General features: G+C 60.0%; 18 protein-coding genes and 1 pseudogene. 3 read left to right on the top strand and 16 right to left on the bottom strand.

Annotated elements, in window-relative coordinates; genetic code table 11:
• Positions 1-3: 3 nt before the first annotated feature.
• From AC3RCM_RS15380 to AC3RCM_RS15425, 10 genes are all read right to left on the bottom strand, one after another.
• Complete coding sequence (locus AC3RCM_RS15380; protein ID WP_064493108.1) at positions 4-2,874, bottom strand: aminotransferase class III-fold pyridoxal phosphate-dependent enzyme; 2,871 nt, start codon at positions 2,872-2,874, stop codon at positions 4-6.
• A 38-nt stretch (positions 2,875-2,912) separates the two neighbouring features.
• Entirely contained in the window at positions 2,913-4,124 is a 1,212-nt protein-coding gene (locus tag AC3RCM_RS15385) for a beta-ketoacyl synthase N-terminal-like domain-containing protein (RefSeq protein ID WP_492629000.1), read from the bottom strand.
• Entirely contained in the window at positions 4,121-5,419 is a 1,299-nt protein-coding gene (locus AC3RCM_RS15390) for a beta-ketoacyl-[acyl-carrier-protein] synthase family protein (RefSeq protein WP_064493110.1), read from the bottom strand. The genes AC3RCM_RS15385 and AC3RCM_RS15390 overlap by 4 nt, the downstream gene beginning before the upstream one ends.
• A complete protein-coding gene (locus tag AC3RCM_RS15395; RefSeq protein ID WP_104887487.1) occupies positions 5,416-6,330 on the bottom strand; it encodes a beta-ketoacyl-[acyl-carrier-protein] synthase family protein in 915 nt (304 codons plus the stop codon). Before AC3RCM_RS15395 ends, AC3RCM_RS15390 begins: the two co-directional genes overlap by 4 nt.
• A 169-nt stretch (positions 6,331-6,499) precedes the next feature.
• Positions 6,500-7,774, bottom strand: coding sequence for a beta-ketoacyl-[acyl-carrier-protein] synthase family protein (locus AC3RCM_RS15400; RefSeq protein WP_198748190.1), 1,275 nt, complete (start codon positions 7,772-7,774; stop codon positions 6,500-6,502).
• A gap of 11 nt (positions 7,775-7,785) precedes the next feature.
• Positions 7,786-8,355 carry an acyl carrier protein gene (locus tag AC3RCM_RS15405; protein WP_064493112.1) on the bottom strand — a complete coding sequence of 190 codons (570 nt, stop codon included), beginning with the start codon at positions 8,353-8,355 and terminating at the stop codon, positions 7,786-7,788.
• A 293-nt stretch (positions 8,356-8,648) separates the two neighbouring features.
• Positions 8,649-9,953 carry a CitMHS family transporter gene (locus AC3RCM_RS15410; protein ID WP_492629001.1) on the bottom strand — a complete coding sequence of 435 codons (1,305 nt, stop codon included), beginning with the start codon at positions 9,951-9,953 and terminating at the stop codon, positions 8,649-8,651.
• Between the two features lie 271 nt (positions 9,954-10,224).
• Complete coding sequence (gene tcuB / locus AC3RCM_RS15415) at positions 10,225-11,403, bottom strand: tricarballylate utilization 4Fe-4S protein TcuB (protein ID WP_104887484.1); 1,179 nt, start codon at positions 11,401-11,403, stop codon at positions 10,225-10,227.
• On the bottom strand, positions 11,384-12,838 hold the full coding sequence (gene tcuA, locus AC3RCM_RS15420; RefSeq protein ID WP_064493291.1) for an FAD-dependent tricarballylate dehydrogenase TcuA: 1,455 nt from the start codon (positions 12,836-12,838) through the stop codon (positions 11,384-11,386). Before tcuA ends, tcuB begins: the two co-directional genes overlap by 20 nt.
• A gap of 140 nt (positions 12,839-12,978) precedes the next feature.
• Positions 12,979-13,899 carry a LysR substrate-binding domain-containing protein gene (locus AC3RCM_RS15425; RefSeq protein ID WP_020191705.1) on the bottom strand — a complete coding sequence of 307 codons (921 nt, stop codon included), beginning with the start codon at positions 13,897-13,899 and terminating at the stop codon, positions 12,979-12,981.
• A gap of 94 nt (positions 13,900-13,993) precedes the next feature.
• Between AC3RCM_RS15425 and AC3RCM_RS15430 the strand changes: the two are divergent.
• Positions 13,994-14,206 (top strand): annotated as a pseudogene (locus tag AC3RCM_RS15430) (IS66 family transposase); the annotation flags it as partial.
• A 57-nt stretch (positions 14,207-14,263) separates the two neighbouring features.
• On the opposite strand, the gene AC3RCM_RS15435 reads toward AC3RCM_RS15430, so the two are convergent.
• Positions 14,264-14,722 (bottom strand): winged helix-turn-helix transcriptional regulator, encoded by a 459-nt coding sequence (locus AC3RCM_RS15435; RefSeq protein ID WP_020191703.1) that lies wholly within the window; start codon positions 14,720-14,722, stop codon positions 14,264-14,266.
• 96 nt (positions 14,723-14,818) lie between these two features.
• On the opposite strand from AC3RCM_RS15435, the gene AC3RCM_RS15440 reads away from it, so the two are divergent.
• Positions 14,819-15,775 (top strand): aromatic alcohol reductase, encoded by a 957-nt coding sequence (locus tag AC3RCM_RS15440; RefSeq protein WP_064493293.1) that lies wholly within the window; start codon positions 14,819-14,821, stop codon positions 15,773-15,775.
• 420 nt (positions 15,776-16,195) lie between these two features.
• On the opposite strand, the gene AC3RCM_RS15445 is transcribed toward AC3RCM_RS15440, so the two are convergent.
• The 5 genes from AC3RCM_RS15445 to gcvA all read right to left on the bottom strand — a co-directional run bounded on the left by AC3RCM_RS15445 (position 16,196) and on the right by gcvA (position 24,607).
• Positions 16,196-17,833: a BCCT family transporter gene (locus AC3RCM_RS15445; RefSeq protein ID WP_064493294.1), complete on the bottom strand. Its 1,638-nt coding sequence runs from the start codon at positions 17,831-17,833 to the stop codon at positions 16,196-16,198.
• 314 nt (positions 17,834-18,147) lie between these two features.
• Complete coding sequence (locus AC3RCM_RS15450; RefSeq protein ID WP_064493295.1) at positions 18,148-19,644, bottom strand: CoA-acylating methylmalonate-semialdehyde dehydrogenase; 1,497 nt, start codon at positions 19,642-19,644, stop codon at positions 18,148-18,150.
• A 45-nt stretch (positions 19,645-19,689) separates the two neighbouring features.
• Positions 19,690-20,847: an iron-containing alcohol dehydrogenase gene (locus AC3RCM_RS15455; RefSeq protein WP_020191699.1), complete on the bottom strand. Its 1,158-nt coding sequence runs from the start codon at positions 20,845-20,847 to the stop codon at positions 19,690-19,692.
• 126 nt (positions 20,848-20,973) lie between these two features.
• Entirely contained in the window at positions 20,974-23,472 is a 2,499-nt protein-coding gene (locus AC3RCM_RS15460) for a CoA transferase (RefSeq protein WP_064493296.1), read from the bottom strand.
• Positions 23,473-23,677: 205 nt separating this feature from the next.
• Positions 23,678-24,607 carry a transcriptional regulator GcvA gene (gene gcvA / locus AC3RCM_RS15465; protein ID WP_064493297.1) on the bottom strand — a complete coding sequence of 310 codons (930 nt, stop codon included), beginning with the start codon at positions 24,605-24,607 and terminating at the stop codon, positions 23,678-23,680.
• An 80-nt stretch (positions 24,608-24,687) separates the two neighbouring features.
• Between gcvA and acuR the strand changes: the two genes are divergently transcribed.
• Positions 24,688-25,320, top strand: a complete 633-nt coding sequence (acuR, locus tag AC3RCM_RS15470) for an acrylate utilization transcriptional regulator AcuR (protein ID WP_185279428.1) — start codon at positions 24,688-24,690, stop codon at positions 25,318-25,320.
• Positions 25,321-25,362 lie beyond the last annotated feature (42 nt).

Raw genomic sequence — 25,362 nt, forward strand, 5'->3', positions numbered from 1 at the left:
TCCTTAAAGTGAGTTTTGAGTTTTGAATTGCGCGAGGGTGAAACCGTGGGTCGCGGCCAGTGCGCGGACCTGCTGAACTTGCTCACGGCTGATATCCCCGTAGGAGCCGTGCTGGCTCATGCCAGACAAGCCCATCAACACCGACTCGGCCATGCACGCATACAGCTGACCTTTTTTCAGATAGGCCCGCACGTTGGGCGCCAGGCCGTCGTCGAACGGCGTCTGGACGATGCCGCCGTGCATGTAGAGCACGTCTTCGCGTTGGCTCGGCAGGTCTTGATGGACGTTCAGCGGCACGGCGATATCGCAAATCACGCTGCGCTCGGCAAAATGTTCGGCACCGAGGAACGGCTGAGGCGCATTGGCAGCGCACAGGACAATCCGTGCGCCCTTGATGGCGTCGAGATCGTTGGTGACCGTGATGAAGGCGTTCGCGCCAAGGCGCTCATCCACTAGACGGGCGATGTGCAAACCGAGGTCGGCTTTTTGGCCATGTGAGTGCAACAAGCCACGAAAACCATTAAGGGTCAGCAGTCGCTGGGCCAAGCGGTCGTTTTCGGCCGTGCCTTTGAGGATCGAACGGGCCGCGTCGGCGTAAATCTGTTGCGCAGTTTTCTCCAGGCGCCGAACCGAGCCGTCACGACCGCTGCCAATCAGAATCAGGTGATCGACGGTGGCGGACAGCACCGAGGCATAGGTCGACGCAACGTTACCGGCGGCACCGACAACGGCAGCGGTTTGCTCGCAAAGTGCCAAACCTTGCTGTACACAGCCTTGCTCGATGGCTTCGAGCCCCATGCCGATGGTCAGGGCGTTGCCGGACGTCAGCGCCATGTCGGCAATCTTCAGCGCCTGACAATTGTTGGTGACGATCGAGGTGTACATCCCGAGGCCGGCGATGCTGCAGCCATCGGCGCGGGCATCGGTGACACGCCTGCCGACTTCTTCGCGAATGCTGTCCAGGTCACCGCTGCGGATGTACTCGGCCATGGCATCCGAGTCCATGCACAGCGGGTATAACGTGAACTCCACCGCCATGCCGAGGCGCGACCGAATGATCACCGGGCCGACTGGCACAGCGCGGCGTTCAGGCTTGGTGCGATTGATGAACGTGCGTTTTTGTTCCGGGCTCAGGGCTGCCAGCGAGGGATCGACGTCACCGAGGATATCGGCATCGATCAGGTGGTTGATGAACGCTACCCGAGCGACGACTTCGACCTTGGCATCCCTGTTTTCAACGGGCTCGGCCACCCGAAAATCGTCCTGACGGGCTGGCACGGCGGGCATCGAGTCCGCGCAGATACCCGCCGCCAACGGCAAGGCATCGCCACGGCGCAGCATGTCGCAGACCCGTTGCAGGGCAGCGATCAGCTTGTCGATTTCGCCCAGGGTGATACAGGCTGGCGGCTCCAGGCGAATCACGTTGGAGTTGCTGCCCGACGGTGCCACCCGCAACGCTTCGAATTGCAACAGGTAACCGGCGATCAAGTAACCCAAGGCATCATTGTACTGGGCCGACGCCTGTACCAGCGAGCTGCTGACACTCAAATCGTGCAATTCCAGCCCCACCAGCAAGCCACGCCCGCGCACATCGGCGATCACATCCGGATAGGCCATCTTCAGTTCATTGAGCGAGGCTTTGAGGTAGGCGCCCTTGGTGCATATGTCTTTGAGCATCGCGTCGTCATCGGCGAACAACCGGCGCAATGCCGACAGCGCGATATGGCAGGACGGGTCGTCCTCGGCGAAGGTCGAGCTGTGGATGTAGCTGAACTCGCCTTCGTAGTGGCTGCTGCGGATCACCGTCGCGGCGATTTTCATCAAGCCGCCGCCGAGGGCCTTGGACAGGCAATAATAGTCGCCTTGCAGGTTGAACTGGCTGCTGGCAAGAAACGTCCCGGCGCGACCAAAACCCGACTGCACTTCATCGACCACCAGCGGGCATTGTTGCTCGTTACACAGCTTGCGCAGCCCCAGATAGAACTCGGCCGCGAACTCGTTGATACCGCCTTCGCCCTGAATCGGTTCCATCAACACAGCGGTAATCGCACTGAACGGCAGTTGCAGCACGTGCAGGTGTTCGCCGTCCCATTGCAGGCTCAACCAATGGTGCGTGTGCCGTGCCGGCAATTCCTGCAACTGATGGGGCTGCTGTGGGTCGATGAACTCGACGTTCAGACCAAAACGGGAAAACGGCGCGCGGTACTGACGGCCATAGGTCAGTTGCACGGTATTGACCAATTTGCCGTGGAAGCTGCCGCGCAGGGCGACGAATACCGGTTCGATGTGCAACTGCGCCAGGTTGTGTTGGCGAACGGCTTCAACCACCTGACGCAAGGTCACGCTGTTAAGGGTGGCCGGCAGGACACCTGCAGGCAGGTCGAGGTCGGCCACATCCAGTTCGCGGTAAGCGTGTTCGCTGGCGGTCAGGCTGGCCAGGGTGAAATCGATGTCGTCGAACTGCTTTTGCAGGCTCTTCTGGCGACGGAACTCCGCGTGCTTGACGGCGATCTCCACCGCCTCCGCGCCGCTGTTGGAGAAAGTCGAAATATAACGTTCGGTGTTCTTCAGTTCTCGATTGAAGGCGTCGCTGAGCGCTCGCCCCAATTGCCCGGCCGCACCGCGGATCGACATTTGTGCGTTGAACGGCACGTCGCTGCGCAGCAGCGCACATAGCTGATCGACAAACTGTGGGTCGTTGTGGCCGAACAGTGCCGCACCGTAACCGCCGAGAAAGTCGGTGACCGTGACCATATCGCCCTTGGGGTTGCGGTAGAACAACTGGCTACCGAGGGCGCGCTCAAATTCACACTCCAGGCCCAGTGCCTGGAGCAGGCCGACGAATTTGGGCCGAACGAAATCGCGATAATCCATGACAGTCATATCCCTTGAAAGTAAAAAAGAGGCGGTAGTCAGCGGCAGTCCTGAGTGACCTTTGCGCTGTAGAGCACTTGATAGGCGGCGCTGAATCCGTTGTCGTCGCGGTTCAGCACCAGGCAATGCGCAAGGCTCGCGGCGTGGGGCGCGCCCTGAATGAACGGCAGGTTCGCCACTGGCTGCTGCAAACCGGCAATCGGCGGCACGCTTTGGGCCTGCAATGCGCAACGGGCAAGTATCAGATCCACCAGGCTCGGCGCCGCGCTGAGAATGCCGTTGATCGCCAACCCGCTGGTGATGTGCGAGGCGCGCGCAAGGGCCAGTGTCTGGCACAACACGCGGTCTTTGTGCGCATCGCCGGTGCCGCTGCACACCAACACATCGGTTGGGCTGTCGGGCAGGCTCAAGCGACCGAGGGAGGCATGGGCCGTCATGTCGGCGAGGCACGCCTGAGGACCGGCCGGCAGGTCTTCGCGCCGGCGCAGCACCAGCGCTGCCGCGCCCTCCCCGGCAATGCCGCCAGTGCCCCGAAGGTCAAACGGCAGCAGCGTGTTCGAGCCGTTGGCGCTGATGACACCCGCCTGGACCAACCCGGACAGCGCCAGGGCATCCAGCTCGCTGCCCGCGCCGACAACGATTGCCGCGTCAATTCGGCCATCCTGCAAAGCGGCCGTAGCCTCACGCAAGGCTGCCAGGTTGCCGGCGACACCTTGCATATAGGCGTTGCACTCGCCCACCAGTTTCAGCGCCAGGCTGGTGACACCCAGCAAGCAGTTGCTCAAGCCTTTGAGCACCAGAAAAGGGTCCTGGGCACGGTCTTGCAGGATCCGTTTGGCGAACGCCGCCATGTCGGCGACGCGGTCCTGCCGACAGCCGTGCAACAACTCGGCATAGGATTCCAGAGACGGATGGGTGTAGCCGCCCTGACAGCAATACAAACCGAAACGGACATCCGGCTGCTCATCGGCCAGGCCGGCTTCTTCCAACGCCTGACGTACCGCGCTGACACCCCAGATCACTGCCGGCGTGCAGTAACGCTGAAGGTTTTGCGCAAGGTCTTGTCGGCTGCGTTGGTGGTCCTGATCCTGAATTTGCCCGAACGCCACCACGCGTTCGCTGCTGAACCGTCGGGCGTTCAGCGCCGTAATTGCACTGCGCCCTTCGGTTGCGGCCGCCCAGAAAGACTCGACACCCCAGCCGCTGGGCAACACGCAACCCGCACCGGCAATCGCGACCGCCTGTTTCATCGCGGCGCCTCCCGGTACTTGCCCAGCGCCAGCGAAGTGTTGAGGCCGCCGAAACCGAAGGAGTTGCTCAGGGCAACGTCGACCTTGCGCTTGACCGCTTGGTGGGCGCAGTAGTCGAGGTCGCATTGTTCGTCGGCATCCTGCAGGTTCAGGGTCGGCGTGACTCGATCATCCCGGCAGGCCAGGGCCGTGAGCATGAACTCCGGTGCTCCGGCGGCCGCAATCAGGTGGCCGAACTGGGATTTGTTGGCCGTCACCAGCAACCGCCGATAATGTTCGCGCTCGGCGAACAGGGTCTTGATCGCCAGGGTTTCGGCGGCATCGTTGAGGGGTGTCGAGGTACCGTGGGCATTGATCAGATCGACCTGTTGCGGCGCCAGCCCGGCATCCGTCAGGGCCGCCTGCATCGCCAGCACCGCGCCCCGGCCCTGCGGGTCGGGTGCGGTGATTTTGTAGGCATCCAGGCTGCTGCCGAAACCCAGCACTTCGGCGTACGGCGTTGCCCCTCGGGCAAGCGCCCGTTCGAGGGTTTCGAGCACTACGAAACCACCACCTTCACCCGCAATCAAGCCACTGCGATGGCGGTCGAACGGCCGACACAGTTCGGTGCCCCAACGCTGTTCGCTGCTGGCGGCGCCGAGCAGATACAGCGCGGTCATGGTGTCCAGGCTCAGCACCGAATCGGCGCCCCCGGCAATGGCCAGCTCGATCTCGCCGCGACGGATCATCTGGAATGCGTTGCCGATGGCCTGGGACGCTCCCGCGCAGGCGCTGCTGACATTGATCACCGGGCCTTCACTGCCGATGCCATCGGCAATCACCCGCGCAAGGCGGTCGTTGCTCTGACACAGTGAACTGTCAGGATCGACCTGCGCCTGTCGCGCCATCAATTGAGCCCAGGACGGCGCCTGCGCCGGGTTATCCGCCAGGCTGAGCAGCATGTCCTGCAAACGATGAGCAGGTGCGCCGGACGCTGACAATACCGCCGCGCCACGCAACTGTTCGGGGCTCAGACCACTATCGGCAATGGCTTGGGTGGCCGCGACCCAGCCAAAGCGGGTGCGTTTTTCCAGCGACAATCCCCAGGCCGGATGGTCTTTCAAGTGCGCCGGCATCAAGCCCATATCCACGGGCGCTGCGTAACGCACGGGGAACGCACCCGCCTCGACGCCTTCCGGTTGCCATGGCCGAATGCAATGCTCGCCGGCCAACATTCTTTGCCACATGGACTGCCACTCGAAACCGAAGCCGGTGACGGCGCCCATGCCCGTGATCACGATCCGTGTGGGGCTCATGGGTAACTCTCCATTGTCTCTGTGTCCGACGACGTTCTGGCCAGCAGTACCGCGCCCCAATGCCCGCCTCGGCTATGTTCGAGCAACAGCGTGTAACGGCTGCAATCCAGTGCCCAGGTCACAGCGATTTCGCTGAGCAAGGCGCTGGCGCCCAAGTCACCTAGCAACGCCTTGGAGTGTTCGAGGGTGTGCCCCGATAGGCTAAACAACGCGGCAATCTGCGGATCCTGTGCATCGGCGACGACTTGCCCGACATCGCTGAGGCACAGTTTTTCGTTGCTCAAAGCACGCTCAATGACGTCGCGACCAACCGCCAGTCCACGCTCGGGTTGCGCGCTGTAACCACGGGCAAACCCGGCAATACGCAACGCAGATTGAGCACCGCTGCCTGGGTTGGTCGTCAGCAACAGTGCCGCAGCACCTTCGCCGAAAACCCACGGGCCGGGGTTTACAGGTGGGTGAGTAGCGTCACGCAGGTACAACGCCGGGGTGATGTTCGGACTGCTGCTGACGACCACGGCAGCATCGGCACGGCCTTCGCTCAGATGGGCAGCGGCCTCCATCAAAGCATCCAGCCCCGCATTGCCCTGGGAGCAAAAACCGCCCATGGGCCCCTTGCAACGCAAGGCCTCAGCCGCGTGGGCCATGACGCTGCTGTTGAGCATCATCAGCGCATGCAGCGGCGGTGTGTGGGCAAAGAATTGCGCCAACAGATCTGCCGGTTGTGCGCCAATGGCCTGCACTGCATCCCAGCACGAACTGGGGCCATCCACTTCCGGAATGGCAGCGATCAATGCGATCCGCTCGTCGGGCAGTTCCAGCCCACGCAAGGTCTCGGCGAGACGGCCGGCGCAATACAGCAGGCGCGCGCCCTGAGGCTCGAGGCTGCGGGACAGTCTGCGGTCGTACACACCCGCCGGCAAGGCGGGTGCTGCGACACAATGGGCCAGACGTGCCGGGTCGAAATCCAGGGGTTGCGCGGCCTGAGGTTGACTGTCACGAGGCGCACATTCAGTACCGGCGGCGTTGAGTACCGACGCCGCAGTGATATAAACAGCGGTTGAATTGGATCTGGTCATGTCATGCCCTGCCCAGCACTAACGAACTGTTCACGCCACCAAACCCAAAGGAGTTGGAGAGCACGACATTGATCGGTTGCTGCAACGGTTCGCAAAGGAATTTCAACGCCGGAAACTCGGATTTTTCCGGCTGAAAATTGAGGGTCGGCAAGGCCACGCCCAACTGAATGCTCATCAACGACAGCACCGCCTCAATGGCACCACTGCCGGCCAACGAATGCCCTATGGCAGATTTGTTGGCGGTGAACGTCATCTGCTCCAGGGTTTCGCCGAAGACCTGCACCAGGCCCAGGGCCTCGCAACGGTCATTGGCCTGTGTCGACGTACCGTGAACATTCACATGGTCCACTGCCGCACTGGTCAGTTCGGCATCGGCCAGGGCCGCCGTCATGCAGGCGGCATACTTGCTGCCGTCGCGGCTGCTGGAGGTGATTTTCTCTGCCTCGCACAGATTCGCGTACCCCAGCACCCGGCCCAGCGAACAGGCCTGACGACGCTCGGCATGCTCGCGGGATTCCAGCACCAACAGCGCCGCCCCTTCACTCAGCACAAAACCGCAGCGGTCCGGCATGAACGGCCGGCTCTGTTCCTGTGGGGAAAAGTCCACGCGCTGGCAGAGTGCGCCCAGCCCATCAAAGCTGTAGTAGGACAATTCATGGGCCATCAACTCCACAGCGCCACACAACGCCAGGTCGATCTCGCCACGGGCGATCGCCCGATAGGCACTGCCGATGGCCATGGTGCCGGCGGCACAGGCATCGGAATGCGTGGAGATATGGTCACGGACACCCAGCCATTCGGCGAGATGGCGGGTTTGCTGATCAACCCGCCGGGCGAACGCCCCACCGCTGAGGGTGTGGTTATCCAGGAACTGGTCGAGATCGACCCGCCCCTGATCGTCCATGTAACGACTGGCGTCCCGCAAATCACTGCTCACGCAATATTTGTTGGCCCCGACGAAAATACCGCTGGCGACTCGGGCAAATGCGCCGTCGGCCAACCCGGCATGGGCCAGCGCCTGACGGGCCACGTAATGCGCCAGCCATTCCTGGCGGGAGGTGGTCTGCAGGTCGCCCGGAAAGGCCGCCGCGATGACCTGCCATTGTTGATCATCGATAAATCCGGCCGCCGGGTTCGCAAACCCCAGTTCGACAAACGCCGGGTGCTGGCCAATGCAGGAACGGTTTTCGCTGATCGTCGTGAACAGCGAGGCCGCATCCAGTGCCGTGGGAGCCACCAGTCCATAGCCGGTGACCAGAACCTCTCGGGCCTGCATCAAGGCACCCCCTACGCCGAAGCCTTCAACTGGGCGGCCGCGTACTGCTCAACCAACAGACGCGAGATCGAGTCACCGTCCAGAGGGGTCAGGCGAGCACTGCAACCGCCACACACCACTTGTTGGCGTTCATTGAGTTGGGCATGAGCCGCGCCACACTCAGGGCAGGTTTCGGGGAGGTGGTTGAACACGTTATGGCATTGCTGCGCCCAGTTCCGCACGGTGGTGGCCGAGAAGACATCGCCCGGCTGCATGCCCACGTGAAGCTGGCCCGGCGCATAAGCGCTGAGGCTCTGCTCCAGCAAGGCCACGCCGTCCTGCGTGATTCGGCCATTTTCGACAAACCGGGTGGCGTCGCCGAACACCGCTACCGCGTGATCCAGCACGCTGGTTTTCGGCAAGGTGCAACCGTACTGACGGCCCAGCTGGAAGCTCAGGTCGACGATGTCCAGCGAGTCGGCGCTGAGGTCGTCAACGATACTGCTGTGCTCTGTCACGTCGCCCCTATCCAGCACCAGCAACTGCGCAAGAATATCCTGTGTACTGCTGATAACGCTGTCCAATTCCAACGGATTATTCATTGAGTGTTTCCCTACAAAAGCCGCATTGAATGAATAAAGTCATCGGGCCAAAAAAAGCTGTTTTAAGGCCAGATCTATCGGGGGCCGGGAGTCTAAAGTCTCCCCCTAAGGGGAGAGTCAACGTGCCATCAGTGCTTTTTGCGAGAAATCCCGACGCGCCCTGAAACCTTTGATTTATGCAGCTCAATGGGGCTTGGAGAGGGGTCGTAAAATGACAAAATCGATTGCTTGAAACAGCACGATAGTTCCAGAAGCGGGATATCACCGTACCCGCAAGCGGCGCCCTGAGTGCTTCAAACAATGAAGGACAAGGCGCCCGTCAGCAGTGCCAGCGCAGTGATCACCAGAGAAGTGAGCACGGCCCACTTGAAGGTGGCTTTCTGGAAATCACCGATATCGCGGTCGACCATGCCCACCAGCAGCAGGGTCGAGGCCACCAGCGGGCTCATCAGGTGAACCGGCTGGCCAAGCACCGAGGCGCGGGCGATTTCCACCGGGTCGATGCCGTACGCGGCCGCGGCATTGGCCAGGATCGGCACAACGCCGAAGTAGTACGCGTCGTTGGACAGCACGAAGGTCAGCGGCATGCTGGTCAGCGCCACCACCAGCGGGAACCAGTGGCTCCACGCTTCCGGAATCCAGTCCACCAGCGTCTGGGCCAATGCATCGACCATCTTGGTACCCGAGAAAATACCGGCAAAGATGCCCGCGGCGAACACCAGCAGCACCACGGTCATGGCGTTGCCCGAATGGGCGAGGATGCGCTCTTTCTGCAGGTCCAGCTGCGGGTAGTTGATCATCAGTGCGGCGACGAAACCGATCATGAACAGGATGGCCGCGTGCATCAGCCCCAGCACCAGCGCGGTCATCACGGCGATCACCAGCACCAGGTTCACATAGGCAAGGCGCGGGCGCTTGTGCGGGCTGTCGCCGAGGATTTCCTTGATGTAGCAGTTGCCGCCACCGGACTCCAGGGCAATATTGCCGATACGCCGGCGCTCGGCACGGCCCAGCAGGTAGGCGGTGAACACGACCCATGCCGCCCCACCGATGACGGTGGGCAACATCGGAATGAAGTATTCGGTCGCATCCAGGCCGAGCGCTGCAATGGCACGGGTGGCGGGACCACCCCACGGGCTCATGCCGCTCATGATGCTCAATGACAGCATCGATACGGTCGCCAGGATCATCGGGTTCATGCCGATGCGCTTGTACAGCGGCAGCATGGCGGCGCAGGTAATCATGTAGGTCGTGGTGCCGTCACCGTCCAGCGCCACCAGCAGCGATAGCAAGGCGGTGCCGATGGCGATCTTTATCGGGTCGCCATTCACCCGCTTGAGAATCTTGCGGATCAGCGGGTCGAACAGGCCGGCGTCGATCATCAGGCCGAAAAACAGGATGGCGAACAGCAGCAGCGCGGCAGACGATGCGACCATTTTCAGCCCATCGAGCATCATCTTGCCCAGGTCTGGCGCGAAACCGCCAACAAGGGCGAAAACAATCGGCACGATGGTCAGCGCGACGATCGGGGACAGGCGTTTACTCATGATCAGGTAGGTGAAGGTCACCACCATGATCAGGCCCAGAAGTGCGAGCATGGTTTGTTCTCTTGTTCTTATTGTCTATGTGGCCGCCCGACGGGTAGACGGCCCCCTTCCCCACCCGGCATCGCTTGATGCCAGGTAGGCGTTTGTGTCAATGCGGGGTGTACGGTTCGGTCGGCCGTGGCGATGAGGTTCGGCGGACCCTTCAGGCGACGCAGCAGGGTTTCGCGTTCTCAGGCACCCTCGGACAGCGAGATCAGCACGGTGGCCACTGCGTTGCTCGCCAGGCCGAACACACGGTGTCGCATCGCATCCCCGGCAGGGTTCAGTCCCCGCCCAAGCTGTGAGGGTCGGGCCGGCGCTTTTCGATCGCAAACTTCAGCAGCGCGGCACTGCGGAACAGGCCATGGGCGAACTTGCCATAGGGCAAGGTCACGAACAGTGCCATGACGGTGCCCAGGTGCACGGCCAGCAGGATCGCCATCACCTCGGTGTCACGCAGGGCCAGCAACGCCATACCGGTCGTGCTGACCAACAGCAGAAGCAGGATGAACGCACGGTCCATGGGGCGCTGCGCGGCGTCGCCATGCTCTGGCGCGCGGCGCAGGTTCAACGCCAGCAGGCCCGCTGGCCCGACGATCAGGCCGATACCGCCGAGGGTGCCGAGGACTACCGGCAGGCTCAGCAGCGGGTATGGCGCATGCAGGCCCAGCAGGTAGTGATATCCGGTGGCGACCACGGTGGCGGCAAAGCACAGCATGAAGCCGTAGAAGGTCAAGTGATGGTAGCGTCGACGCCACAGCGTGTAGCGATCGTCGGCGTTGTTGCAGCCTTGGCCATGGCCGCCATCCAGATACTTGAGCGTCAGCACTGCGCTCGCCGCCTCCGGCAGCGCACCGTTGGCCGGTTGCCGCGCTTGGGTGGGCGACACCGTGCGCCAGAAGCGCCTCAACGCCACGCCCAGCGCCACCCCGGCAGCGCTGAACACGCCACCGAACAAGAGCGCCAAGGTGTTGTGCGGGAACACAGCGTAGAAATCTCCGGCCAGCCGCCCAGGCAGCAAAGTGCCGTTGACCTGCAAGGCCAGCAGCAAGAACAGCGACAGCGCCAGTGCCAACGCCACGGCGACGAAGGTGCCATTGCGCCGGTAGAGCTGCCCGAAACGGGCCGGCCAGGCGTACTCAGCGTAGGTCTGCCCGCGCACCTTGGCCATGGCCTGCGGCACGTTCACCGCGAACGCATGCGGTGCAGCGTACTGACAAGCGTGCAAGCAGGCGCCACAGTTGTGGCAGAGGTTGGCCAGGTAGTGGATGTCGGCCTTGCCGAAGTCGAGTCGACGGGTCATCGCCGGGAACACGGCACAGAACCCCTCGCAATAACGGCAGGCGTTGCAGATGCGCATCTGCCGGTCCACCTCCTGCTCGTCCAGGTTCAGCAGCGGGATCAGCTCGGCCTGTGGCGGGGCGGGTTCGAACACGTGGGGATCAGGCATTTGCACAGTCATGCTGGGCCTCCAGGGGGGAAATACAATGGCCGGCGGCAGCCGCCGCCTGCGTGCCGGCGATGCGGCCAAACGCGGTACCGATGGACATGCCGACACCGGCGGTGTAGCCCTTGCCCAGCACGTTGCCGGCCATCATCTCGCCGGCGACGAACAGGTTGGGACTGGGCCGCCCAGCGAAATGCACGGCGGCCGTGGCATCGGTGCGCAGGCCGAGGTAGGTGAAGGTCACCCCCGGACGTAGCGGGTAACCGAAGAACGGCGGCTTATCGATCGGCAAGGCCCAATGGCTCTTGACCGGTTGCACGCCGTCGGTACGGCAATCGTCCAGCTGGGTGTGGTCGAACGTGCCGGGGCGGCATGCCTGGTTGTAGGCGCGCAGGGTCTCGAGAAACGCAGGCACCGGCAGTCCGAGGGCTACAGCCAAGGCCTCGAGGCTGTCGGCGCGGCTGCCAGGGAAGACCGGTGGCATGAAGCGGCCCAGGGCCTTCTGGTCGATGATCGAGAACCCCACCTGGCCAGGCTGCTGGGCCACCAGGCGCCCCCAGATGGCATAGCGCTTGGGCCAGAAATCCTCGCCTTCGTCGTAGAATCGCTGGCCGTCGCGGTTCACCACCACGCCAAGCGACACGCAGTCGATGCGCGTGCAGATACCGCCGTCGTACAGCGGTGCGCGGGCATCGATGGCGACCATGTGGGCCTGGGTCGGGTCGCCAATGGTGTCGGCACCTAGGTCGATCATGCGCCGCAGCAGCGCGCCGTCGTTGAAGCGCGTGCCCCGCACAAGGAAGTTGTCCGCCGGCCACTCGCCGCGATTATTCTGCCCCCAGGCCTCGCGCAGCCATTGGCGATTGGACTCGAAGCCGCCGGCCGCCAGCACGCAACTGCGCGCCTCGATGCGCTCGGCGGGCAGGCGCCGCCCGTCGACGTCGCGGGCCGCCAGGTGGGCAGCGATGAAGCGTCCATCGCGCAACTCCAGATCGCACACCGGGCTGTCGTAGCGCACCTGCACACCAAGCCGCTGGGCGCTGCGGTAATAAGCATTGACCAGGGCCTTGCCCCCGCCCATGAAGAACGCGTTGGTCCGCGCAGTGTGCAGCGCACCCGACAACGAGGGCTGGAAGTGCACGCCGTGGCGGCGCATCCAGCCGCGGCAGTCGGACGAGGCACGAATCACCAGACGCGCCAGGGCCTCGTTGGTCTGGCCATCAGTAACCTTCAGCAGATCCTGCCAGAACTCTTCTTCGGGGTAAGCCTCCACCAGCACGTCCTGCGGGGCATCGTGCATGCATCGAAGGTTACGGGTGTGTTGGGAATTGCCGCCTCGCCAGGCGCGGGGCGCGGCTTCCACCAGCATCACGCTGGCGCCGGCCTCGCGCGCCATCAGCGCGGCGCAGAGGGCAGCATTGCCGCCGCCAATGACAAGTACATCGATCATGTCGCCTCCAGGGAGCGAGAAGCCAGGGTTGGGCAGCTCCTCGCGGACCCCGGACTCTAGAGGGTCGCGTACCTTGGGCGAAACACGATTGCAGGGGGGAGGTCTTCAGTTTTTCTAAAGGGACGGTCGTTCGCAGGCGCTCACAGCAAACGCGCCCCTGGCCAGCGATCCTGCTGCACCAATTCGCGGGACACTTCATGCAGCACGATTCGCGTGGCAAGTGCAGCAGGCGAGAGTTCATCATCGACCAGGCTCACCACCAAGTTGCGACGCTGAGCTTGCGGATCGTCGATTGAAAACACCCGCAGGCCTGCCTGCATGGCCCGGGCCACAGTGGCGCCGGGTTGAATCGTCGCGGCGTGACCTGCGCTGACGCAATCCATGAGAAGCGACAGGCCATCAACCTCCATGACGATATTCGCGTCCAATCCGACGCGCTCAAGGATGACGCGTAACGTGGCGCGAAGACCATGCTGGGCGCTGGGCATCACCAAGGGCAGCGAGGCGATCTGCTGCAACGTCAGCGACGTCCCCCAGTCAGCCTTGACCAAGGCTACCGGAACCAATGCGAACAGCCGCTCCTCCAGCAGCGGCCGCGCATCCAGCCGCATGCCAGCCTCCAGCTGGAACAACACCGCCAAGTCCAGGTGCCGAGTATTGAGCTGGTTCACCAGGTAGCCCGACAGCATTTCCACCAAATGAAGACGTATATCAGGGTAGCGCTCGCGCATCCTGGCGATCAGCGCCAGCCCCAACACCGAAGCCGTGGTGGGTGCCATACCGACGCTGGCGTACCCACTCATACGCCCACTGCGTGCAGCCAGCATGGCGTAATCGGCCTGGCGCAGCGTCAGGCGCGCATGGTATTCAAATGCCAAACCTGCCGCGGTAGGCGTGACGCCAACGCTAGAGCGTGTCAGCAGGCGGGTACTCAACTCACTTTCGAGCTTCGTGAGTTGCTGGCTCAACGCAGATACCCCAACGCCCGTTTCGAGCGCGGCTCTGCCGAGGCTGCCACACTCCAGCACACTCAGAAAGTAACGAAGCTGGCGTAACTCCATCAAAGGCATCTCCCATTCAGCAAGGTCGGCGGCTCATTGAGTATCAAGCTTTGGCACAGATAAAGGTAAAGTGCAGGAATGCCTCCAGCCTGGCGCTACGGTTTGGAGCGTCGCCATCAGCCACGACGTCAACGCCAACGTCATCCACTTCAGCCCGAGCCGTCCTGACGAACATGGGCGCAACTTCCAGGGCACCTGGAACGGCAACCTGGTCTGCGATCACTTCGCAGGCTACATGGCCGGCTTGGGAGGGCGCATCATCAAAATCGGCTGCATGGCCCATGCTCATCGCAAGGTCTTCGACCTGTGATTCAATTGGCATGCATGAACGGGCACAGGGCTTCTCACCCCCTGTGAGCTACATTCAGTCATCCGCGTCTGAATGGAATGGTGTTGATGCAGGTATTTGCCACGCTGGCTTCTTGTCATCCTGACTGTCGAAAATACGCCGCGCCTTGCGGAAGTCCTCAACGTTCTCGACAACCCAAGTCCAGACAGGTGACATGCGGATCAACAGCCCCATACCCAGTGGCGTGAGCTCATACTCGACACGTGGCGGAATCTCTCCGAACTCCCGCCGAAGCACCAGGCCATCCCGCTCCATGGAGCGCAGCGTCTTGGTTAACATCCGCTGAGTCACCCCCGTCATCTGCCTTTTTATTTCGGCATGGCGCATCGTGCCGTATACCCCCAGGGCATGCAGAATACCTAACGACCAGCGACTGCCTGCGTGAGCGAGCACTTCTCGCCTGACGCCATCATCGTCTTCTCTAAGCGTTCGGCAAATCGTCTCTGCCTGGCTTAGCGCCTCCTGATCAGTCATTGCTTTCTCAAGTATCACAGGTGTGCCTTCTTACGAACGTTGCCTAATCGTGCAAGCATTTGTTCATCTTACAGGCAACAGTTCTCAGGAGAAATCATGACCGAAGTGACCCAGCTTCCCCCCCAATCCATCCTCGTTCTAGGCGCCGGTGAGCTTGGGCTGCCGGTGCTGCGCAATCTTGCGCGACTAGCAAAACGCGCGCCCGGTTCCACAATCAGCGTCCTGCTCAGAGATTCGACCATCAACACGCAAGTGCCCGAGAAAAAGGTCAAAATCGATGAGCTTCGGGGCCTCGGGATCCAGATGGTGGCTGCCGATCTCGTGAATGACTCAATCGATCAGCTGGCTGAAGTATTCGCACGTTTCGATACCGTAATAGGCTGTGCAGGCATGGTTGCAGGCCGGGAAACCCCAATGAAGCTGGCCACCGCCGCCCTGAAGGCTGGTGTGAAGCGCTACTTCCCGTGGCAGTTTGGTGTCGACTTCGAGGTAATCGGTCGGGGCAGCCCTCAGGATTTGTTCGATGCTCAGCTTGATGTCCGCGAATTGCTTCGAGCCCAGGATAAAACTGAATGGGTAATCATCTCGACGGGCATGTTCACCAGCTTTCTGTTCGAGCCAGTATTCGAGGTGGTTGACTTCGAAAACGATACGGTGAACGCGCTAGGCAGTCTTGAGACCAGCGTGACGCTCACGACGCCAGATGACATTGGCGCGTTGACAGCGGAGATCGTTTTCTTCGAACCTCGCTTCCGCAATCAGATTGTCTACCTCTCGGGCGACACCGTGACGTACGGAGAGGTTGCGAGCCTCCTCGAACGTGTACTGGGCCGCCCGTTCAAACGCAACGTGTGGACTGTGCCGTACTTGCTCCAAGAGTTGGAGGAAGACCCAACGCATCACATCAAGAAGTACCGCGCTGTCTTCGCCCAAGGCAGAGGCGTGGCATGGCCTAAAGCCGGCACTTTCAATGCGCAGCAGTCGATTCAGGTCACGACCGCTGAGGCATGGGCCCGTGCAAATCTGGCAACCACATCAGCATACGGGCAGTAGGCTGAACGAACGTTCTCGGGCTGGGAGTTGCTAAAACCAGGCGTTCTCTCGCAGCCCGCTTATCGAAATAAGTGAAAAGCTCGTTGCCTACAACGTAGATAACGGTTTGCGAAAACATAAGACACATCACAAAAGACCAGTTGATCGCCAGCGACATTACAAAGCATTTTGCGACACAAACAACGCTCTACACCACAGAAAAAACCCATCAATATACTCACTCGCCCCACCATCTAAAAATCAGAATAAACACCCCAAAGGGTTTGTTTTGCTTATGGCTCCGCCGCATGACATTGCCCTCCACACAGGCTTGCATCGCCCTGAGTGGGAACACTCGATCGCTCTTCACCCGCGCGACGGCGAGAAAACCAAAGACCTAGGAAACCCTAGGCCTTTGCGAATAGAGCACGAGGTCAATCTTTAATATTTAGGTTCAGGATGAGTCGAAACCAAAACAGCTTCAACCGCCCGCGAAACATCAACCTCCGGCAGATCGGCAAGTGTCACCGCGTCTTCCAGGACAATTTCTCTGGACGCCAGTTCATGCGTGAGGTCGGCACGAATCATGCGCAGTAGCGACCAGGTCAATACGCCAAGCACAGGTATCAAAGGCAGCGCAACGACAATGGTAGACGTTTGAACAGCTTTCAGCCCGCCTACTTTGAGAAGACCGATGCCAATCACCGCCAGTAACAGCGCCCATACAATCCGTAGCCAGCGTTGAGGTTCTTCATAGCCGCTGAGCTCACGCGATGTCACTGACGCCAGCACATAAGCTGCCGAATCAAGCGTTGTCGCCAGGAACACAAAGCAAAGCAGAACGAAAGCGCCAATAACAAGACTTGAAAATGGCATTGTTTTTAAAATGGCGAGTACAGCCGCCGGTATACCCTGCTGTGACAAAATCGCACTGACGTCCAGCTCGCCTGTGAGCTGAAGATTCAGCGAGTAGCCTCCCCAGACCGCAAAGAAAACCCAGCACCCCAGGCTTCCCCACACAAGCTCAGCCAAAATAAGCTCTTTGATTGTGCGCCCTCGAGAAATACGCGCAACAAACAACCCCATCATGGGCGCATAAGCAATCCACCAGGCCCAATAAAAAATGGTCCAATCCTGAGGGAACGTACCTTTCGCAACAGGGTCAGTCCACAGGCTCATGTGGATGAAGTTGTTGAGCATCAGGCCCAGGCTGTTTGCCCAACCGTTGATGAGCAACAAGGTTGGGCCGACAACGGCAGCGAACAAAAGCAACAGAAAAGCCAAATAGACGTTTATATCGCTAAGTATCTTTATCCCTTTGCTCAGCCCAAACCAGACACTCATGCCGAACATCAATGTCCATAGCGCCAAAACGCACATGTCAAATGCGAAGGACTGCTGTATTCCAAAAATGTCGCTGGCCAGGGTTGAGACCAGCGGGACGGCCAACCCTAGGGATGTTCCCACACCGCCAACAATCCCGAACACCACCACCGTATCAAGTGTGATTCCCAACCACCCATTCGACTTCTCGCCCAAGACGCCACGTGCAGCAACCGACAATCTTACGCCAGGCTGTCGGCGTACATACATCGAATAGGCGATGGGCAATGCCGGCAAGCAGTAAAATGCCCACGGGGTCAACCCCCAGTGGAACTGCCCATACGTCAACGCCCACTCTGCCGCTTCACGACTGTGTGCAGCCACATTCAAAGGAGGCCCATTAAAGTAATAAATCGGCTCAACCCAGGCCCAGTTGACAATGGCTATGCCGATACCGCCACAAAAAATCATCGCGACCCAGCTAAAGTAGGAAAACTCTGGCGCATCACTCTTTCGCCCAAGCCGTATATTTCCGTAGCGCCCGAACGCCATCCACAACAGGAAGACGACAGTCATCAAACCGGAAACCAGGTAGAGCCAGCCAAACTTCCCGGTCGCAAACGCAAACATCTGATTTATCACCGCATTCCCAGCCTCAGGAAATGCGATAAGTGGAATCGTGACGCCGAGTATCACTGCAATCGATGGCCAAAATACACGACCATCCAATGAGGCACCCTCTTTTAACTTACTCATTTGGCATATCTCCTCAGAACGTTCGACTCAACAACAAGCATCTGTTGAATACCAATACGTCAAGCACGAATTGCAACCCCTGCCCGAACGGATCGAGTCCCTTGGAGAAATGAAAGGCCGCCAGCCTTCCCCGAACATATATTGTGCTTATTATTCATATTCGCCTCTAATTTTATTTAATTATTATTTCAGCGGCACAGCCAAACAAACCTAAAACCGCACATGACAACCCTGGCAGCACGACTACGCGTGAGCCTTAACACCACACAAAGATGTGTGCCCGACGGCAGTCAGGCACACATCTTGTCCCGCCTTTACTTCATCGTCGGCATGGAGAACTCAACGCCCTCCCGAACACCTGACGACGGCCAGCGCTGGGTGACGGTCTTGCGTCGGGTGTAGAACCGGACGCCATCCGGCCCGTAGGCATGCAAGTCACCGAACAACGAGCGCTTCCAACCGCCGAAGCTGTGGTAAGCGACGGGCACAGGCAGAGGAACGTTGATGCCGACCATGCCCACCTTGATGTTGTCGGAGAAGTAGCGAGCTGCTTCGCCGTCTCGGGTGAAGATGCACGTTCCATTGCCGTACTCGTGTGTGTCGATCAGCGCCATGGCTTCCTTCATGCTGTTGACACGCATGACCTGCAGAACCGGGCCGAAGATCTCCTCCTTGTAGCTTTGCATGTCTGGGGTAACGTGATCGATTAACGTGCCACCGACGAAGAAGCCTTCCTCGTAGCCTGCGACCCTTGGCTCACGTCCATCGACAACCACCGTGGCACCCTGCTCTTCAGCACTGTTGATGTAGCCGACCACTTTTTGCTGGTGCTGCCGGGTGATCACCGGGCCGAAATCATTCTTGCTGTCGGTGTAAGCGCCCACCTTCAGGTTTTTCATGGCTTCTTTCATTTTGGCGATCAACGCATCAGCTGCCGCGTCACCCACGGCAACGGCGACTGACAGCGCCATGCAGCGCTCACCGGACGAGCCAAATGCAGCGCCCAGGAGCTGGTTAACCGCATTGTCGATATCGGCATCTGGCATGATGATCGCGTGGTTCTTGGCCCCACCCAGTGCCTGGCAACGCTTGCCGTGGGCCGTGGCGGTGGCGTAGATATACTCGGCAACCGGCGTCGACCCCACGAAGCTGACTGCCTGAATGCGCGCGTCGCGCAGCAGGATGTCGACCGCTTCCTTGTCGCCGTTCACCACATTCAGCACACCCTTGGGCAAACCTGCTTCCTGCAGCAATTGGGCAATGAACAACGTAGAGCTTGGGTCGCGCTCAGAAGGCTTGAGAATGAAGCAGTTCCCCGCCGCAATAGCCACTGGAATCATCCACAGGGGTACCATCACGGGGAAGTTGAACGGCGTGATGCCTGCTACCACGCCCAGCGGCTGGAACTCGCTCCAGGCATCGATGTTCGGGCCGACATTCTTGCTGTGTTCGCCTTTCAGAAGTTCGGCGATCCCGCAGGCGTACTCGACGTTCTCAATCCCTCGCTGCAGTTCGCCCGCCGCATCATGAGAAATTTTTCCGTGCTCTTCACCAATCAGCTTGCAGATCTCATCAGCGTTCTGTTCCAGGAGCTCTTTGAAGCGGAACATGATGCGGGCCCGCTTGATAGGGGGCGTGTCGCGCCAGGCTGGAAAAGCGGCTTCGGCAGTAGCGATGGCGTGCTCTACCGTGTGGCTTGATGCCAACGCAACCTGGCGAGCCACTTGGCCGGTGGCGGGGTTGAAAACATCCTGGGTGCGCTTGGATTCGAGAACGGCTTCGCCGTTGATCAGATGACCGACAGTATTCATGTGAAACTCCACTTTTTGTTATTCAAGTATTGCGTTGCTGTTCGACTACCAAAGGCTGCGGTAAAGCTCGACCATCTCAGCCTCGGTAGGCACACGCGGGTTATTGCCAGGTGAACCGGAAGCCAGCGCCTGAGCGGCCATGGTTGGCATCAGTTCAAAGAACTTTTCGCGATCAATTCCGAATTGTGCCGGGGTGGGAACATTCAGCTCGTCGTTGATAGCCACCAACTCTTCCAGCAGTTTTTCAACTGCGGATTGATCCGTATCGCTTTCAGTAGCGACGCCCATTGCACGCGCGCAATCCGCGTACCGGTCACGTGCAGCGGGGATTGAAAAGGCCGTCACCTCGGGGAGCAGCATGGCGTTCGACAAGCCATGAGGCACATGGAATGCGGCACCGATGGGACGACTCATGCCATGCACCAAAGCAACCGACGCAGACGAGAAAGCAAGACCTGCAAGGGTCGACCCCAGCATGACCGCCTCTCGCGCAACACGGTCGGCCCCGTCGTGGTAGACCTTGCGAAGGTTTGGCCCGATCAGGCGCATGGCGGCCAGTGCCTGGGCATCGCTGAACAGATTCGCTTTTTTGCTGACGTAAGCCTCGATGGCATGCGTCAGCGCATCGATACCGGTGTCCGCCGTCACGCGAGGCGGCAACGAGAGCGTGAGCTCATAGTCGACCAGTGCTGCGACAGGCATGAAGCCGGCGCCGACGCACAGCATTTTTTCGTCAGTCGACTCATCGGTGATGATGGTGAAACGGGTGACTTCGGAGCCAGTGCCGGCAGTCGTTGGAATGGCAATGATCGGCAAACCCATTTCGGTGACATTGCGCGGGAACTTGTAATCGCGCATGACCCCGCCGAACTTGGCCAGGATGCCAATCGCTTTGGCGCTGTCGATCGGGCTTCCGCCGCCCAGTGCGATGATGCTGTCATAGCCTCCCTCCCTGGCGGTTGCTACGCCGGCTTGAATCGAAGCGACAGTAGGCTCGGGGACCGTGTCGGAGAACACGTCGACGTCTATTGCGTGCTCTGCCAGAACGGCGCTGATACGACCGGCATAACCTAACTCAACCATCATTCGGTCAGTGATGATGAGTGGCTTATGGCAGCCGAGGCTGGCCAGGACCTGGTGGATTTGCTGGCTGGCACCGGCACCGGTTTGCAGGATACGTGGGAGGATGCTGTTGTAAGTCATGGCTCTATCTCATTTCTTGGGCATGAACGCGCCCGCGAGCAGCCTTTGGCTCGTGTTCGCTTGCACGGTAAGTCGACAAGCCAGGGGGACCTCTCGAAGGCGCGCCCCTTGACCAGCCTTCAGGAGTCAGCTGGGCAGATATTCCTCACTCCAGGAATCACCGATTGCGCCGGCGTCCAGGAGCGACTGAATCTGCGCCTCGGTATAGCCGTAGCGGCCCAATACCTTGCGAGTCGAAGCGCCAAACTTTTCAGCGGGTGGCAGCGCTCGAATTCGCGCTACCCGCGGGCGAATGGCATAAGGATCCAGCTGCGTAACCCGATGACCGCTCGGATGGTCGCTGTAGATGCTGAAGGAGTAGCTGCCATTCTCAGTACCCGGCAGGCCATCAGCGGTACGGCTGTACTGGCTGCGCAGGTGATCGATGTTGTCCGGTACCGCAGCAGCTATGTTGGCAGCCTGCAAACGCGCTTGAAGACCCGAACTGCTCATGCGGCCGATGACGGATTTCAGGTAGGCAACACGATCAGTGGCCGCCGCCAGCCCGCTGAGCTCATCGATTGCCGCGAACTTGTGCAACTCCTGTTCGCAGGCATCCAGGTAGATCCAGCCATCCGCCGTCTTGTAGAACCGGGAAAGGTCGCTGTAGCCAACCACGTCCCGCCCGGACGGCTCATTGAAGGGCGCCCGGCCTGAATAGTCGTAGCAGAACGGGATCTGTACCAGATTGCCCAGTGATGCCAGTGAAGTGCGAGCACGGTAAGCTTGCCCGGAGTGATGCTTGCGATAAAGCGCTGTTGCCACGCCCAGCGCAGCAGCAAACCCGCACATCACATCGATCGTGCCAACGTGAGCATGTTCTTCCGGCGTTTCCATGCCGCCACCAAAGCGCAGCATGATGCCGGTGGTGGCCTGGATCAGGTCGTCATACCCCAGATAATCTGTACGAGGGCCGCGACGTGGGCCGCCGAAACAGTCAAGCTGACAGAAGATCACACCAGGGTTCACCGCCTGCAGGCTCGCCTCATCCAGGCCCAGCGGTGCCAGTTGGCGATCAGGCGCGTTCATGACGATCACGTCGACCTCCCGCACCAGACGATTGAAAACGTCCCGCCCTTCGGGCTTGTTCAGATCAACCAGAACACTTTCCTTGCCACGTGCCGACGACATGCCGAAGACCACGGTATTCCACGGATCATAATTGGGCACGACAGGGTCGAGCTTGATGACGTCTGCCCCGAAGCGGCCCAGGAACGATGTCGAGTGCGGCCCTGCGATCACGTTCGTTAGGTCGAGGATCTTGACACCTTCCAGCCAACCGGCAGGCTTGTCGAGCTTGGCAGGCGGCAATGCACGTACAGGGCGTTCAGACAGCGTTGCCATCGCTTCCTCGAAGCGCACATCGCGACGCGAAACAGGCTTCAGCATGGGTTCTGAACAACCTTCCAACCAGGCAATTGGGCCAGGCTGCTTCATGACGCCGAACTCGCGATCATTGACCTCGACAATCAAACCAGCAGTATTCGAGTGCTCGTCATGGAGCCACTCCTGGGTAGACCTGTGCGGCGCGCCGGGGAAACGCCCTTCACCGAAGATGACTTCCCACTCGGCCGCGGTTTTAGTCAAGAACACGTCCTTCATCCGAGCCGAGATACGTGCAGCCCAATCGGCAGGCAAAGGATAAACGCCCAGGGATGCATTCCCTTCCCATTGATCAATCGGCAGGTAGGGGTCATCAACCTTCGGCAAGCCGGCGGCAACCATTTCTTCGTAGATGCCCATAGCCTGCAAACAGCGCTTGGCATGCTCCCGATGCGATGGGCAAACGGCGTAGAATTTACGGCCATCGGCACATTCATAGGTCCGGTAGAACGGGTCGAGGTACTCCTGCAAATCCTGGTAGCTCAGGTTCATCGGCAGGTTCTCTGCCCGACGACGCTCGCTCTCCTTCTCACGCAGGGTCTTGTAGCGCAGCGGGTAACCATCGATCTTGATCGAGTTGTACGACAGGCCTTCCATCACCGCAGATGCCAAGGGCACTTCGATCTGATCGCCAACACCGTTCTTTTCACGCGCCTGCAAAGCAAGTACCACAGACGACACAGCCAGCATGGTGCCGTACGCTGACGCCAGGGGAAGTGGCGAGAAACTAGGGTTGATGCCCATCAGCACGCGGTTTTGGCCCATATCGGTGAATACACCAGAGGCCGAAGCGATCACCGACTCGGTAGCACGCCATTGCGCGCGCAACTCGTCATCGCTGGCAAACCCTGGAATCGACAAGGTGATCAACTCAGGGCGAGTACGTCGCAGCTCTGCGAAATCGAGGCCCAATCTGGACATGACCCCCGGCCGGAAATTTTCGATCACGATATCGGCACGGGAGATGAGTTCGCGAGCTTGCTGCAGCCCCTCTGGCGCCTTCAGATCCAGGCGCATGCACAGCTTGTTGCGGTTGAGCGTGGCATTTGCCGGGCTGTCCCATAGGGGCCCATCCGGGGGGTCGATATGGACGACTGTGGCCCCAAGATCAGCGAGGATCATCGCGACCGCAGGGCCTGCGATGTACTGCCCGAAATCGATGACATTGACGCCTTGCAAAGGCAATTGGTTGGTTTGCTGCATGAGGATAACCCTAGGTAGCCCGGGCCGCCGATATTCGCCGGCGCGGTTATTGTTGTTATTGAGACCTCGTACTGACCGGACCCTGGACGACTGCACCCTCCAAGGGCTTGCGATGTGCTTGCTACTTTCAGAAATTCGCAGGCAACGCGAAAGCAATAAAAAATGGCCCTAAGGGGCCATTTTTTTTATTGCACGGGTGCTTTGCTTATTGCTGGGGATGTCCGTCCTCTTCAGCACTGGACGCCTCCTTGAAAGACTGGGCCTCTTCGCACAGCCACTGGGCAAAAGCCGCCGCATCGGGATTGACCATGCTGTGAGCTGAATAAACCAGGTAGAACGCTTCTTTGGTCGGTACATGCCGTCCAAGGGGGGCGACAAGGCGGCCCTCGTCCAGGAGATGCTTGACCAGGGAAGACCGCGCCAAAGCGACGCCTTGGCCAAGCTCAGCGATCGTCAATGCCGAAATAAGGGTATCGAACTGCATCCCCTGAGACGAATCAACGCTCTCTGCATTATTCTTCTTGAGCCAATAACCCCAGCCTTCCTCGTAGCCCAGCACATGCAGCAAGGGGTGCAGCGCAAGATCCTGAGGGCGTTGCAACGGGCGCTCCTCGGTGATCAATGCAGGTGAACACACGGGCACAAGCGTGTCCCACGTCAGGCGCTCAGCCTTCATGCCAGGCCAGCGCCCTTGCCCGTACCGGATTTCCAGATCGGCATCGAACTCTGTTTCATCTACCCAGATGTTACTTGCAACTCGAATGCTCACATCCGGATGTCTTGCTCCAAATCGGGGTAATCGGGGGGCTATCCAATGTGTGAAGAACACCAGACTGCTGCGGATGCTGAGCACGCTTCGATGCCCCAGCCCAAAGATCTCATCCGTCGAGGCAGCGAGGCGCTCAACCGACTCTCTGACCACCGGGAAGTAGGACTTGCCTGCCTCCGTCAGCTCAAGTCCCCGCGGAAGACGCTTGAAAAGCGCTTGGCCTAACTGCGACTCCAAAGCTTTGACCTGCTGACTGATCGCTGCTTGCGTGAGATTGAGTTCCTCAGCAGCATGGGTGAAATTCAATAGCCGGGCAGAAACCTCAAAAGCTCGAAGCCAGTTCAGGGGCGGCAAACGCTTTTTCATAACGCATCCAACACTAGGCTCATCGGGAATCGAATCGCTCTGCGGTTGACATTAGAGACGAACAGTCTAAATTACAACGCATGAATAGCGCCAAACCTGTCCCTCGAAGGGGCCGACCGCCCAAGATCGCGCGTGAGCATGGCGAAACGCTCGAGCTCTTGTTGCGCTGCGGCATGGAAATCCTCACCGAGCAAGGCTTCGCTGCCACCGGCATCGATACCGTGCTCAAACGTATCCAGGTGCCCAAGGGCTCGTTCTATCACTACTTCGACAGCAAAGAAGCATTCGGCCAAGCGGTACTGCAGCGCTATGCCGATTACTTCGCTCGAAAACTCGATCGCTGCTTCAGCGACCTGAGCGTGTCACCGCTGCGAAGGCTTTCCAACTTCGTTGAAGAAGCGAAGGTCGGGATGGCCAAGTACCAGTTCCGCAGAGGCTGCCTGGTCGGCAACCTTGGCCAGGAGGTGTTGGTGCTGCCCGCCAGCTTCCGTGAACAACTGGAACTGACGCTTCAGGACTGGGAGGCGCGCTTGTCAACCTGCCTGGAGGAGGCGGTCAAGCAGGGCGAGGTGTCTTGCGAACATGACTGCAAAGCCCTCGCGGCCTATTTCTGGGTTGGCTGGGAGGGTGCCGTGCTTCGGGCACGACTGACGCAGCATGTCCGCCCCCTGGACATTTTTTTCCAAGGTTTTCTGACGGGAATCACTCGTTGATTCCTTTCGGGCAATTTAAAGACAGCCGGTCTAAATAAGGAC

The organism is Pseudomonas sp. GW823-FHT05G12 (assembly GCF_058795575.1).